The 12,908-nt window shown below is 69.7% G+C and carries 12 protein-coding genes and 1 riboswitch; of the genes, 11 read left to right on the top strand and 1 reads right to left on the bottom strand.

Annotated elements, in window-relative coordinates:
- The first annotated feature begins 174 nt into the window (after positions 1 to 174).
- Together whiG and ACFVJQ_RS20445 are read left to right on the top strand one after the other, a co-directional pair.
- Complete coding sequence (gene whiG / locus ACFVJQ_RS20450) at positions 175 to 1,017, top strand: RNA polymerase sigma factor WhiG (protein ID WP_129801604.1); 843 nt, start codon at positions 175 to 177, stop codon at positions 1,015 to 1,017.
- A gap of 94 nt (positions 1,018 to 1,111) precedes the next feature.
- On the top strand, positions 1,112 to 1,669 hold the full coding sequence (locus ACFVJQ_RS20445; RefSeq protein ID WP_385512941.1) for a TetR/AcrR family transcriptional regulator: 558 nt from the start codon (positions 1,112 to 1,114) through the stop codon (positions 1,667 to 1,669).
- Between the two features lie 131 nt (positions 1,670 to 1,800).
- Here the strand turns inward: ACFVJQ_RS20445 and ACFVJQ_RS20440 are convergent, their stop codons facing one another.
- Complete coding sequence (locus tag ACFVJQ_RS20440) at positions 1,801 to 2,391, bottom strand: murein hydrolase activator EnvC family protein (RefSeq protein WP_385785826.1); 591 nt, start codon at positions 2,389 to 2,391, stop codon at positions 1,801 to 1,803.
- A 280-nt stretch (positions 2,392 to 2,671) separates the two neighbouring features.
- Here ACFVJQ_RS20440 and rpsB point away from each other — a divergent pair, with 280 nt between their 5' ends.
- The 9 genes from rpsB to ACFVJQ_RS20395 all read left to right on the top strand — a co-directional run bounded on the left by rpsB (position 2,672) and on the right by ACFVJQ_RS20395 (position 12,883).
- Positions 2,672 to 3,559 carry a 30S ribosomal protein S2 gene (gene rpsB / locus ACFVJQ_RS20435; protein WP_385512887.1) on the top strand — a complete coding sequence of 296 codons (888 nt, stop codon included), beginning with the start codon at positions 2,672 to 2,674 and terminating at the stop codon, positions 3,557 to 3,559.
- A 156-nt stretch (positions 3,560 to 3,715) separates the two neighbouring features.
- Entirely contained in the window at positions 3,716 to 4,552 is an 837-nt protein-coding gene (gene tsf / locus ACFVJQ_RS20430; RefSeq protein ID WP_385512886.1) for a translation elongation factor Ts, read from the top strand.
- 189 nt (positions 4,553 to 4,741) lie between these two features.
- A complete protein-coding gene (gene pyrH / locus ACFVJQ_RS20425; protein WP_224735224.1) occupies positions 4,742 to 5,500 on the top strand; it encodes a UMP kinase in 759 nt (252 codons plus the stop codon).
- A 179-nt stretch (positions 5,501 to 5,679) separates the two neighbouring features.
- A complete protein-coding gene (frr, locus tag ACFVJQ_RS20420) occupies positions 5,680 to 6,237 on the top strand; it encodes a ribosome recycling factor (protein WP_055623354.1) in 558 nt (185 codons plus the stop codon).
- Complete coding sequence (locus ACFVJQ_RS20415; protein ID WP_224735223.1) at positions 6,237 to 7,361, top strand: phosphatidate cytidylyltransferase; 1,125 nt, start codon at positions 6,237 to 6,239, stop codon at positions 7,359 to 7,361. The genes frr and ACFVJQ_RS20415 overlap by 1 nt, the downstream gene beginning before the upstream one ends.
- Positions 7,362 to 7,816: 455 nt before the next feature.
- Complete coding sequence (gene rlmN / locus ACFVJQ_RS20410; protein WP_385785636.1) at positions 7,817 to 8,923, top strand: 23S rRNA (adenine(2503)-C(2))-methyltransferase RlmN; 1,107 nt, start codon at positions 7,817 to 7,819, stop codon at positions 8,921 to 8,923.
- Positions 8,924 to 8,944: 21 nt separating this feature from the next.
- Positions 8,945 to 9,050: riboswitch (TPP riboswitch) on the top strand.
- A 79-nt stretch (positions 9,051 to 9,129) separates the two neighbouring features.
- Positions 9,130 to 10,215: a thiamine ABC transporter substrate binding subunit gene (locus ACFVJQ_RS20405; protein ID WP_385785633.1), complete on the top strand. Its 1,086-nt coding sequence runs from the start codon at positions 9,130 to 9,132 to the stop codon at positions 10,213 to 10,215.
- Complete coding sequence (locus ACFVJQ_RS20400) at positions 10,191 to 11,864, top strand: ABC transporter permease (RefSeq protein WP_385512883.1); 1,674 nt, start codon at positions 10,191 to 10,193, stop codon at positions 11,862 to 11,864. The genes ACFVJQ_RS20405 and ACFVJQ_RS20400 overlap by 25 nt, the downstream gene beginning before the upstream one ends.
- Entirely contained in the window at positions 11,864 to 12,883 is a 1,020-nt protein-coding gene (locus ACFVJQ_RS20395) for an ABC transporter ATP-binding protein (protein WP_385512882.1), read from the top strand. The genes ACFVJQ_RS20400 and ACFVJQ_RS20395 overlap by 1 nt, the downstream gene beginning before the upstream one ends.
- The last annotated feature ends 25 nt before the right edge of the window (positions 12,884 to 12,908 follow it).

Below are 12,908 nucleotides of genomic sequence, written 5' to 3'. Positions count from 1 at the left end.
TACGGGGCACCCGGCGGAACGTATCTGCGCATGGGTCCGGCCCCGTCCTTCGCACGCCGCGACTCTTCAGTCACGCTACGCTCACAAGGATCCCGACACAGTCCGGCAACTCGACATCAGACCGACAGCTCCCCCAGGCACCACCCTTAACGGCAGAACGGCACAAGGCGACGAATGCCCCAGCACACCTCCGGGTCCGACCGGGCGGCGATCCCCCCAGCCGCCCGTGACGGTGGCAGCGTGCGGCCGCCCGCTCCCTCGACGCTCGACGAGTTGTGGCGGTCGTACAAGGCGACGGGGGACGAGCGGTTGCGGGAGCAGCTGATCCTGCACTACTCGCCGCTCGTGAAGTACGTGGCCGGGCGGGTGAGCGTGGGGCTGCCGCCCAACGTCGAGCAGGCGGACTTCGTGTCGTCCGGGGTGTTCGGGCTGATCGACGCGATCGAGAAGTTCGACATCGACCGGGAGATCAAGTTCGAGACGTACGCGATCACGCGGATCCGCGGCGCGATGATCGACGAGCTGCGGGCGCTGGACTGGATCCCGCGGTCCGTGCGGCAGAAGGCGCGCAATGTGGAGCGGGCCTACGCGACGCTGGAGGCACGGCTGCGGCGGACGCCGACGGAGAGCGAAGTGGCCGCCGAGCTGGGCATGGCGGTCGACGAACTGCACGCGGTATTCAGCCAGTTGTCACTGGCCAACGTGGTGGCGTTGGAGGAGCTGCTGCACGTCGGGGGCGACGGCGGCGACGGGCTGAGCGTCATGGACACGCTGGAGGACACCGCCGCGGACAATCCGGTGGAGGTGGCCGAGGACCGGGAGCTGCGGCGGTTCCTGGCGCGGGCGATCAACACGCTGCCCGAGCGGGAGAAGACCGTGGTCACGCTGTACTACTACGAGGGGCTCACGCTCGCCGAGATCGGCAATGTGCTCGGGGTGACCGAGAGCCGGGTCAGTCAGATCCACACCAAGTCCGTGCTCCAGCTGCGCGCGAAACTGGCAGGCTTCGGGCGTTGACCTGGTTGAACGCCGGCGGGGCGACGCGATTCACTCCCGCCCCGGGTGCCGCGTCCGTAAAGTGGTGGACGTGCCAAGGATTCGAGCGGCCTCCGTGGCCGAGCACCGGTCGATGCAACGAGCCGCCCTGCTGGACGCGGCTCGTTCCCTGCTGTCCGAGGGTGGGACGGAAGCGCTGACCTTCCCGGCCCTGGCCGAGCGGACGGGCCTTGCGCGGTCGTCCGTGTACGAGTACTTCCGGTCACGGGCCGCCGTGGTCGAGGAGCTGTGTGCGGTCGACTTCCCGGTCTGGGCGGCGGAAGTGTCGGCGGCGATGGAACGGGCGCACGGGCCGGAGGCCAAGGTCGAGGCGTATGTGCGCAAGCAGCTGGAGCTCGTCGGGGACCGGCGGCATCGGGCCGTGGTGGCGATTTCGGCCAGTGAGCTGGATGCCGGGGCGCGGGAGAAGATCCGGGCGGCGCACGGAGGGCTGGTCTCGATGATCGTCGAGGCGCTGGGGGAGATGGGGCATGCGGAGCCGCGGTTGGCGGCGATGCTGCTGCAGGGGGTTGTGGACGCGGCTGTGCGGCGGATTGAACTGGGGGCGGCGGAGGAGCCGGGGGTGATCGCGGAGGCTGCGGTGGGGATGGTGTTGCGGGGAGTTCGCGGCTGAGCGTGGGCCGGTGCGGGCCGGGGGTGGCACTCGCCGGCGTTGGCTGGGTGCCGCTGCGCCCACCCTCCCCCACTCTCGGCTTCGCTCGAGCGGGGGGACCCCCATCGCCCCAGCGGCACGACTGCCCGCAGCTACGGCGGTGGTAGGGGTACCCCGAGTACCGGTAGCAGTCGGGACGGCCCCCGGTGCAGGAGCCAGGGCGGTAGCAACGACAACGGGTCCAGGTACGTGGCGTCCCTCAGCAAGCCCCAGTGCACGCACGTGACCGCGCAGTGAGAGCCCGTCGGCTCCACCGTGCCCACTGGCTCGCCCGGCTCGACCTCGTCTCCCTTCTTGACCGAGGCATGGACCGGTTCGTATGTCGTTCGGAGAGGCGGGTCGCCGGTCCCCGTGAGTTCGATCGCTACAACCCCCTTTCCGGCCACCCGCCCCGCGAACGACACCCGGCCCGCCGCCACTGCCCGTACCGGTGTTCCGGGCGGGGCCGCCAGGTCCACGCCCCGGTGGCCCCGGCCGTACGGCGTGGCAGGGGGGTCCCAGCCGCGCAGCACGGAGGGGCGTAACCCCACCGGCCACGTACGGCCGATCACCGGTACCGGGGCGTCCGCCCTCGGCGGCGCGGTCGGTGGCGGGTCGTCCGCCCGGGCCGCGGTGGCCAGGACGGTCAGCGTCAGCCCCAGCAGCAACCCCCACGTCGCTCGTACACCTCGTACACATCGCATCGCTCGCATGCGAGAACCGTGCCGCACTCCCGCCGATCCGGCCGAAACCTGTGGATTACTCCCGAGTTGTGGACAGCGGCGTCACCCGGGACCTCCTGGGTCCCGTACACTTCTGATGGCGACCCGGGCCACCGGGTCGACTTCGCACGCCCCGATACCAGGGCCGGCAACGGTCCGTATCAGCGCCCCTCGGTCCCTTTGTGGCAAGGCGCATGTGGGCGTCAGGCGCGGGAGCCGTCCGGCATCCGCGGCACAACCGAGAAACACAAGGAGAACGGCCATGGCCGTCGTCACGATGCGGGAGCTGCTGGAGAGCGGCGTCCACTTCGGTCACCAGACCCGTCGCTGGAACCCGAAGATGAAGCGCTTCATCTTCACCGAGCGCAACGGCATCTACATCATCGACCTGCTCCAGTCGCTGTCGTACATCGACCGCGCCTACGAGTTCGTCAAGGAGACCGTCGCCCACGGCGGCACGGTCATGTTCGTCGGCACGAAGAAGCAGGCGCAGGAGGCCATCGCCGAGCAGGCCACCCGCGTCGGCATGCCCTACGTCAACCAGCGCTGGCTGGGCGGCATGCTCACCAACTTCTCGACCGTCTACAAGCGTCTGCAGCGCCTCAAGGAGCTCGAGCAGATCGACTTCGAGGACGTCGCGTCCTCCGGTCTGACCAAGAAGGAGCTTCTCGTGCTCTCGCGCGAGAAGGCCAAGCTGGAGAAGACCCTCGGTGGTATCCGCGAGATGCAGAAGGTGCCCAGCGCCGTCTGGATCGTGGACACCAAGAAGGAGCACATCGCCGTTGGTGAGGCCCGGAAGCTGAACATTCCGGTCGTCGCGATCCTCGACACCAACTGCGACCCCGACGAGGTCGACTACAAGATCCCGGGGAACGACGACGCGATCCGCTCCGTCACCCTGCTCACCCGTGTGATCGCCGACGCCGTCGCCGAGGGCCTCATCGCCCGCTCCGGCGTCGCCGCCGAGGGCAAGGGTGAGAAGGCCGCGGGCGAGCCGCTCGCCGAGTGGGAGCGCGACCTGCTCGAGGGTGAGAAGAAGGCCGAGGAGGCTCCGGCCGCGGAGGCTGCCGCCGAGGCTCCCGCCACGGAGGCGCCGGCTGCCGAGGCTCCGGCCGCTGAGGCTCCGGCCGCCGAGGGCGAGCAGGCCTGACCGTCCCGTCAGCGTTGACGGCGGGAGCGGTGCATGAAGACCGCTCCCGCCGTTCACCCGTAGGTCAGCGGAGTGTCGTAGATCTGCAGATGCATGCGGATCGCAGAACCCCGCAGATCTTCGATCTTCCAGACTTCGAGAAAGATTCACAGACTCATGGCGAACTACACCGCCGCCGACGTCAAGAAGCTCCGTGAGCTCACCGGCGCCGGCATGATGGACTGCAAGAAGGCGCTGGACGAGGCCGAGGGCAACGTCGAGAAGGCCGTCGAGGCGCTGCGCATCAAGGGCCAGAAGGGCGTCGCCAAGCGCGAGGGCCGCTCCGCCGAGAACGGCGCCGTGGTCTCCATCATCGCCGACGACAACTCCTCCGGCGTCCTCGTCGAGCTGAAGTGCGAGACGGACTTCGTCGCCAAGGGCGAGAAGTTCCAGGCCGTGGCCCAGGCCATCGCCGAGCACGTCGCCAAGACCTCCCCGGCCGACCTGGAGGCCCTGCTCGCCTCCGAGATCGAGCCCGGCAAGACCGTCCAGGCGTTCGTGGACGAGGCCAACGCCAACCTCGGTGAGAAGATCGTCCTGGACCGCTTCGCGCAGTTCTCCGACGGCTTCGTGACCGCGTACATGCACCGCACGATGCCCGACCTGCCGCCGCAGATCGGTGTCCTTGTCGAGTTCGACAAGCCGAACGCCGAGGTCGCCAAGGGCATCGCCCAGCACATCGCCGCCTTCGCGCCGAAGTACCTCTCCAAGGAGGACGTCCCGGCCGAGGTCGTCGAGACCGAGCGCCGTATCGCCGAGGAGACCACCCGCGCCGAGGGCAAGCCCGAGGCCGCGATCGGCAAGATCGTCGAGGGTCGTCTGAACGGCTTCTTCAAGGACGCCACGCTGCTCGGCCAGCCGTACGCGCTCGACAACAAGAAGTCGGTCCAGAAGGTCCTGGACGAGGCCGGTGTCACCCTGAAGCGCTTCACGCGCATCAAGGTCGGCATCTGAGTCCGTACAGCGACGGGTACCCGATCCCGATAGGGTCGGGTGCAGTCGTCCGTGCCGCTCGCGCAGGCAGCCCCGCCCGCGCGTGTGGCGGACGACAGCAGATCTGACGAGGAGGCCATTGCCGCGTATGGGATGCAAACCCACCACCGGCAATGGCCTTCTTCGTATGTGCACCACGAGGAGATCCCCATGACCACCAGCGTCGAGAAGAGCGACGACGGCAAAGTACGCGGCCGGTTTCTGCTGAAGCTGTCCGGAGAGGCCTTCTCAGGCGGCGGGGGCCTGGGCGTCGACCCGGACGTGGTGCACGCCATCGCCCGCGAGATCGCGGCCGTCGTACGTGACGGCGCGCAGATCGCGGTCGTCATCGGCGGCGGCAACTTCTTCCGCGGCGCCGAACTCCAGCAGCGCGGCATGGACCGGGCCCGCTCCGACTACATGGGCATGCTCGGCACCGTGATGAACTGCCTCGCCCTCCAGGACTTCCTGGAGAAGGAGGGCATCCAGTGCCGGGTGCAGACCGCCATCACCATGGGGCAGGTCGCCGAGCCGTACATCCCGCTGCGCGCCGTACGGCACCTGGAGAAGGGCCGTGTGGTCATCTTCGGCGCCGGTATGGGCATGCCGTACTTCTCCACCGACACCACCGCCGCCCAGCGCGCCCTGGAGATCGACGCCGAGGCCCTGCTGATGGGCAAGAACGGTGTGGACGGGGTCTACGACTCCGACCCGAAGGCCAATCCGGACGCCGTCAAGTTCGACTCTCTCGGCTACGGCGAGGTCATCACGCGGGACCTGAAGGTCGCCGACGCCACCGCCATCACGCTGTGCCGCGACAACAAGCTTCCGATCGTGGTCTTCGAGCTTCTGAAGGAGGGCAATATCGCCCGCGCTGTCAAGGGTGAGAAGATCGGCACGCTGGTGGGTGACCAAGGCAGCCGGGACTGACCGGTGTCTCCGTCCGCGGGAGGACACCTGTCCGAGGGACGGAGGGAACGGACCCTGGCCAGGGGATGGACAATGACCTGCCGGTCGGGAACCGTGCAGGAAGAAGACGCGACGCAGCCGGCCGCCGGCCCCGACAAGGAACCGCAGCCGGGCCTACTCAAGACACGCAGGAGCAAGTGGTGATCGAAGAGACCCTCCTCGAGGCCGAGGAGAAGATGGAGAAGGCCGTCGTGGTCGCCAAGGAGGACTTCGCCGCGATCCGCACCGGCCGTGCGCACCCGGCGATGTTCAACAAGATCGTGGCCGACTACTACGGCGCGCCGACGCCGATCAACCAGCTGGCTTCGTTCTCCGTGCCGGAGCCGCGCATGGCGGTCGTGACCCCGTTCGACAAGAGCGCGCTGCGCAATATCGAGCAGGCGATCCGCGACTCCGACCTCGGCGTCAACCCGAGCAACGACGGCAACATCATCCGGGTGGTGTTCCCCGAGCTCACCGAGGAGCGCCGCCGCGAGTACATCAAGGTCGCCAAGGGCAAGGGCGAGGACGCCAAGGTGTCCATCCGCTCCGTCCGCCGCAAGGCCAAGGACGCCATCGACAAGCTGATCAAGGACGGCGAGATCGGCGAGGACGAGGGCCGCCGTGCGGAGAAGGAGCTCGACGACACCACGCACAAGTACGTCGCTCAGGTGGACGAGCTCCTCAAGCACAAGGAAGCTGAGCTGCTCGAGGTCTGATGAACGACTCTTCCTGGGGAGCGCCGCCGCACGCCGGGTACTGGGCGCCGTCCGACGGGGGGCCTGTCCCGGGGGCCGCCCCGGCGGGTCCCACGTACGATGCGCACAACGCGCAGCAGACTCGCCCCATGCCCATCGTGCCCGACGTGTCCGCCCACGGCGGAGACCAGGACGACGACCGGGGGGCCGCTCGGCTGGGCGGCCCCTTGTTCCGCGACGAGAGCCCGACGGCGCAGCCCCATCCGGCGGTGCCGCAGAATCCGGAGCCCATGCACGACGCCCCACAGCCGGCGCCCGCACCGCAGAAGAAGAGCGCGGGCCGCGACCTGGGCGCCGCGATAGGGGTCGGAGTCGGACTCGGCGCGGTGATCGTCGCGTCTCTGTTCATCGTCAAGGCGGTGTTCGTCGGGGTCGTCGCGGTCGCCGTCGTGGTGGGCCTGTGGGAGCTGACCAAACGGCTCGACGAGCGCAAGGGCATCAAGGCGCCGATCGTGCCGCTCGCGGTGGGTGGCGCGGCGATGGTCGTCGCCGGGTATGTGCGCGGGGCCGAGGGCGCCTGGGTGGCGATGGCGCTCACCGCGCTCGCGGTCCTGGTCTGGCGGATGACGGAACCGCCGGAGGGTTATCTCAAGGACGTCACGGCGGGGGTCTTCGCGGCCTTCTACGTGCCGTTCCTCGCGACGTTCGTCGCGATGATGCTGACGGCCGAGGACGGTCCGCGCCGGGTCTTCCTGTTCCTGCTGCTGACGGTCGTCAGCGACACGGGCGCGTACGCCGTCGGCTGGCGCTTCGGCCGGCACAAGCTCGCCCCGCGCATCAGCCCCGGCAAGACCCGTGAGGGGCTGCTCGGCGCGGTCAGCTTCGCCATGGTGGCGGGTGCGTTGTGCATGCAGTTCCTGATCGACGACGGCATGTGGTGGCAGGGTCTGCTGCTCGGCCTCGCGGTCGCGGCGAGTGCCACGCTGGGCGACCTCGGTGAGTCGATGATCAAGCGGGACCTCGGCATCAAGGACATGGGCACGCTGCTGCCGGGCCACGGCGGCATCATGGACCGGCTGGACTCTCTGTTGCCGACGGCTCCGGTGGTGTGGCTGTTGCTGGTGCTGTTCGTGGGGTCCGGCTGATCACCGTCCTCCCATGCGGACGCCCGCTGCCCTCGGGGGTGGCGGGCCCTTTCCGTTCAAAACCCCGTGCCCCGCGCGCGGACACCTGGGTACGCTCGTCGCGCCCCGGGTGCTGACAAGCTCGGGTCACTGACCGGCGACCGCGTCCACCTGGCTGCTCCTTGCGGCGGGGCCCGCCTGATGACGGGCGGTCGCCGGCGCGGAGAGGGGGCGCGGTGTCGACACTGTCCGGCGGCATGAGTGGCAGACCCGAGCCCCGGACGCGGCCGTGCCGTTGGTGCCGTACGCCGATCCCGCAGCCGCGCCGCTGGTGGCGCAGACGGCGATACTGCAGCAAGGCACACCGCCGCAGGGACCGCGCGGTTGCGGCGGTCGCGAGGTTCCTGGACAGCCTGTAGGCCGCCCGACGTCGGGGGAATCGTCCTCCCCAGTCGATCTGCGACACTGGTACAGCCATGCCTAAGCCCGGAGAACTCACTTTCGTCGCCCCGCGCGGAGCCAAGAAGCCGCCGCGGCACCTTGCCGATCTCACGCCTGCCGAGCGCAGGGAAGCCGTGGCCGAGATCGGTGAGAAGCCGTTTCGTGCCAAGCAGCTCTCGCAGCACTACTTCGCGCGGTACGCGCACGACCCGGAGCAGTGGACCGACATCCCGGCCGGGTCCCGCGCGAAGCTGCGGGAGGCGTTGCTGCCCGAGCTGATGACCGTCGTACGGCATCTGTCGACCGATGCGGACACCACCCGCAAGACGCTGTGGCGGCTGTTCGACGGGACGCTCGTCGAGTCGGTGCTGATGCGGTACCCGGACCGGGTGACCATGTGCATCAGCTCGCAGGCCGGCTGCGGGATGAACTGCCCGTTCTGTGCGACCGGGCAGGCGGGGCTGGACCGGAATCTGTCCACCGCCGAGATCGTGCACCAGATCGTGGACGGGATGCGGGCGCTGAGGGACGGCGAGATCCCCGGCGGTCCCGCACGGCTGTCGAACATCGTCTTCATGGGCATGGGCGAGCCCCTCGCCAACTACAAGCGCGTCGTCGGCGCGATCCGCGCCCTCACCGACCCCGAGCCGGACGGACTCGGGCTGTCGCAGCGCGGGATCACCGTGTCGACCGTCGGACTGGTGCCGGCGATCCACCGCTTCGCCGACGAGGGCTTCAAGTGCCGACTGGCCATCTCGCTGCACGCGCCCGACGACGAGCTGCGTGACACCCTCGTCCCCGTCAACACACGGTGGAAGGTGCGGGAAGTCCTCAACGCCGGGTGGGAGTACGCGGCCAGGTCGGGGCGCCGGCTGTCCATCGAGTACGCGCTGATCCGGGACATCAACGACCAGGCCTGGCGCGGCGACCGGCTCGGCCGGCTGCTCAAGGGCAGGCCCGTGCACGTGAATCTGATCCCCCTGAACCCGACGCCGGGCTCGAAGTGGACGGCCTCACGGCCCGAGGACGAGAAGGCGTTCGTCGAGGCCATCGCCGCGCACGGCGTGCCGGTGACCATCCGGGACACCCGAGGTCAGGAGATCGACGGGGCGTGTGGTCAGCTGGCGGCCACCGAGCGGTAGTCTGACGCCGTACACATCTTCATATTCCGACAGGGGAGCGCCACAGCGCTGAGAGTGCGGGACAGTCCGCAGACCCTCTGAACCTCGCCCAGGTCATTCTGGGTAGGGAGATCGGTCGTCACTCAAGCTGTTGCGCCCTGCCCGGGAGCCGTCCGAAGGTCCCCGGGCAGGGCCGCGTCTCTTCCTGGTCAGCCAGGAGGAAATCGGTGAGCAACACCAGGAAGTTCACAGCCGTGGTCGTCGGGCTGGGCCTGATCACGCTGTCCGCATGCGGGTCTTCTTCCGAGTCCGGCAGCGGGGGCTCCGGGGACTCCAAGACGGTCACCCTCGTCAGCCACGACTCGTGGGCCGTGTCCAAGGGCGTGCTGGCGGACTTCGAGAAGCAGTCCGGATACACGGTGAAGGTCCTCAAGGACGGCGACGCTGGGCAGGCCGTCAACAAGGCGATCCTGACCAAGGACAACCCGCAGGGCGACGTCTTCTTCGGCGTCGACAACACGCTGCTGTCACGCGCCCTCGACAACGGCCTCTTCCAGCCGTACGAGGCGAAGGGCGCCGACCTCGTCCTGCCCGAGTACCGGGTCGACCAGGACAAGCACCGGGTCACGCCCGTCGACACCGGAGACATCTGCGTCAACTACGACAAGGCCTACTTCACCGAACACAAGCTGGACCCGCCGCAGTCCTTCGACGACCTGACCAAGCCCGCGTACAAGAACCTTCTGGTCACCGAGAACGCCGCCACCTCCTCGCCCGGCCTCGGCTTCCTGCTCGGTACCGCCGCGAAGTACGGCGACGCCGGCTGGCAGGACTACTGGAAGAAGCTCAAGGCCAACGGTGTGAAGGTCGTCGACGGCTGGGAGCAGGCGTACTACGAGGAGTTCTCGGGTTCGTCGAGCGGCCGGAAGGCCGGGGGCGACCGGCCGCTCGTCGTGTCGTACGCCTCCTCCCCGCCCGCCGAGGTCGTCTTCGCCGACCCGAAGCCGAAGACCGCGCCGACCGGGGTCGCGACCGGCACCTGCTTCCGGCAGATCGAGTACGCGGGGCTGCTGAGCAACGCGCGGAACACCGAGGGCGGCAAGGCGCTGCTCGACTTCCTGCTCACCAAGGAGTTCCAGGACGACATGCCGCTCAACATGTTCGTCTACCCGGTGCGGGAGGGTGCCGAGGTGCCGCCGGAGTTCGCGAAGTACGGGCCGCAGGCCAAGGATCCGCAGACCATGGACCCGGCCGAGATCGCCGCCAACCGCGACCAGTGGGTCAAGTCGTGGACCTCGCTCGTACTGAAGTAGCCCACAAGAAGCGCGTCACGAAGGGCGGCGCGGCGCGGCTCGGGCTCATCGCCCTGCCCGTCGCGTTCTTCGCCGCCTTCTTCGCCTATCCCGTGGCCGCGATCGTCGCCCGCGGGCTGAAGGCCGACGGGGGCTGGCAGCTCGGCAGGATCGCGGACGTCCTCACACAGTCAGACATCCGGCACGTGCTGTGGTTCACCACCTGGCAGGCGCTCGCCTCGACCGCGCTGACGCTGCTGGTCGCACTGCCCGGCGCGTATGTCTTCGCCCGCTTCGACTTCCCCGGCAAGCAACTCCTGCGGGCCGTCGTGACCGTGCCGTTCGTGCTGCCCACGGTGGTCGTCGGGTCGGCGTTCCTCGCGCTGGTCGGGCGTGGCGGGCTGCTCGACGAGCTGTGGGGCGTACGGCTGGACACCACCGTGTGGGCGATCCTGCTGGCGCATGTCTTCTTCAACTACGCCGTCGTCGTACGGACGGTCGGCGGGCTCTGGGCGCAACTCGACCCCCGACAGGAGGAGGCCGCCCGGATGCTCGGTGCCTCGCGGCTCTCCGCCTGGCGCACCGTGACCCTGCCCGCGCTCGCGCCCGCCGTGGCCGCCGCCGCGCTGATGGTCTTCCTGTTCACCTTCACCTCCTTCGGGGTGGTGCAGATCCTGGGCGGGCCGACCTTCTCGACCCTGGAAGTGGAGATCTACCGGCAGACCTCCGAGGTCTTCGACCTGTCGACGGCCGCCGTCCTCACAATCATCCAGTTCCTGGCGGTGGGCGCCATCCTCGCCGTGCACGCCTGGACCGTACGGCGACGGGAGACCGCCCTGCGCCTCGTGGACGCCTCCGTGACCGCGCGCAGGCCGCAGGGGGTGGGCCAGTGGGCGCTCCTTGCCGGTGTCCTCGCCTCCGTTGCCGGGCTGCTTCTGCTGCCGTTGGCCGTGCTGGTGCAGCGGTCGCTGGACGCGCCCGACTTCGCCTACTACCGGGCGCTGACCAGCGAGGACGGTGGGACCTTCCTCGTCCCGCCGATCGATGCGATCGACAATTCGCTCACCTACGCCGTCGTCGCCACCGCCATCGCTGTGCTGATCGGCGGCCTGGCGGCCGTGGCGCTGACCCGGAGGGATGCCGGGCGGTTCGTGCGCGGGTTCGACGCGCTGCTGATGCTGCCGCTGGGCGTGTCCGCCGTGACCGTGGGCTTCGGGTTCCTCATCGCCCTCGACGAACCGCCGCTGGATCTGCGCAGTTCATGGATCCTGGTGCCGCTCGCGCAGGCGCTGGTCGGGGTCCCCTTCGTCGTACGGACCATGCTGCCCGTGCTGCGGGCCGTGGACGCGCGGCTGCGGGAGGCGGCGGCGGTGCTCGGGGCGTCGCCGTGGCGGGCATGGCGCGAGGTCGATCTGCCGATGGTGCGGCGGGCGCTGCTGGTCGCGGCCGGGTTCGCCTTCGCGGTGTCGCTCGGGGAGTTCGGGGCGACGGTCTTCATCGCGCGGTCGGACAACCCGACGCTGCCGGTCGCGGTGGCGCGGCTGCTGGGTCGGCCCGGCGAGCTCAATTACGGGCAGGCGATGGCCCTTTCGACGATTCTCATGGTGGTGTGCGCGGTGGCGCTGCTGGTGCTGGAGCGGTTGCGGACCGACCGGACGGGGGAGTTCTGATGCTGCTGAGCCTTGAGGGCGCGACCGTACGGTTCGGCGGGTGGGCCGCGCTCGACCGCGTCGACCTGGGCGTCGCCGAGCACGAGGTCGTGTGCGTGCTCGGGCCGAGTGGCAGTGGCAAGTCGACGCTGCTGCGGGCGGTCGCCGGGCTGCAACCGCTGGACGCCGGACGGGTGGTACTCGACGGGCGGAACCAGGCGGGCGTGCCCGCTCACAAGCGGGGCGTGGGGCTGATGTTCCAGGACCATCAGCTGTTCCCGCAACGGGACGTGGGCGGCAACGTGGCGTTCGGGCTGCGGATGCACGGGGCGTCGAAGAGGCAACAGGGCGAGCACGTACGGGAGTTGCTGGAGCTCGTCGGGCTGCCGGGTGCCGCACGTCGGGCCGTCGCCGCGCTGTCCGGGGGTGAGCAGCAGCGGGTTGCGTTGGCCCGGGCGCTGGCGCCGCGGCCACGGCTGCTCATGCTGGACGAGCCGCTCGGCCAGCTGGACCGGTCGCTGCGGGAACGGTTGGTGGTCGAACTCCGGGAGCTGTTCGGCCGGTTGGGGACGACCGTGCTCGCGGTGACGCACGACCAGGGCGAGGCCTTCGCGCTCGCCGACCGGGTGGTGGTGATGCGGGACGGGCGGATCGCGCAGTCCGGTACGCCGCTCGAGGTGTGGCAGCGGCCGGCGGACGAGTTCGTGGCCCGCTTCCTGGGCTTCGACAACGTGGTCGCGGCGACGGTGAGCGGACAGGCCGCGGACACGCCGTGGGGCAAGCTGCCGGTGCCCGAGGGGGCGGCGCAGGGGGCGGGCACGGTCCTCGTACGGCCCGCCGGTGTGCGCCTCGTGCCGGCCGACGCCGGGTTGCGCTGCACGGTGGCCGCGCGCACGTTCAAGGGCACCCATGTCGCCGTACATCTGCAGCCCGAGGGCGCCCCGCGGCTGGAGGCGGCGTGTGCGCTGCGGGAGGCGCCGGAGGTGGGGGACGCGGTCGGGGTCGAGTTCGACGTGGCCGAAATCGTGGTGCTCCCGTGATCGACCGCACCGTAGGGTGCCGCCC

The sequence above is a fragment of the Streptomyces sp. NPDC127197 genome, assembly GCF_042672405.1.
Taxonomy (GTDB): domain Bacteria; phylum Actinomycetota; class Actinomycetes; order Streptomycetales; family Streptomycetaceae; genus Streptomyces; species Streptomyces flavusporus.
This window is presented reverse-complemented; position numbering and strand designations above follow the sequence as displayed.

Excerpts from the sequence above, each read along its gene's own strand:
- whiG (WP_129801604.1), top strand. The coding sequence starts at position 175 with ATGCCCCAGCACACCTCCGGGTCCGACCGGGCGGCGATCCCCCCAGCC.
- ACFVJQ_RS20440 (WP_385785826.1), bottom strand. The coding sequence starts at position 2,391 with ATGCGATGTGTACGAGGTGTACGAGCGACGTGGGGGTTGCTGCTGGGG.
- rpsB (WP_385512887.1), top strand. The coding sequence starts at position 2,672 with ATGGCCGTCGTCACGATGCGGGAGCTGCTGGAGAGCGGCGTCCACTTC.
- tsf (WP_385512886.1), top strand. The coding sequence starts at position 3,716 with ATGGCGAACTACACCGCCGCCGACGTCAAGAAGCTCCGTGAGCTCACC.
- pyrH (WP_224735224.1), top strand. The coding sequence starts at position 4,742 with ATGACCACCAGCGTCGAGAAGAGCGACGACGGCAAAGTACGCGGCCGG.
- ACFVJQ_RS20415 (WP_224735223.1), top strand. The coding sequence starts at position 6,237 with ATGAACGACTCTTCCTGGGGAGCGCCGCCGCACGCCGGGTACTGGGCG.
- rlmN (WP_385785636.1), top strand. The coding sequence starts at position 7,817 with ATGCCTAAGCCCGGAGAACTCACTTTCGTCGCCCCGCGCGGAGCCAAG.
- ACFVJQ_RS20395 (WP_385512882.1), top strand. The coding sequence starts at position 11,864 with ATGCTGCTGAGCCTTGAGGGCGCGACCGTACGGTTCGGCGGGTGGGCC.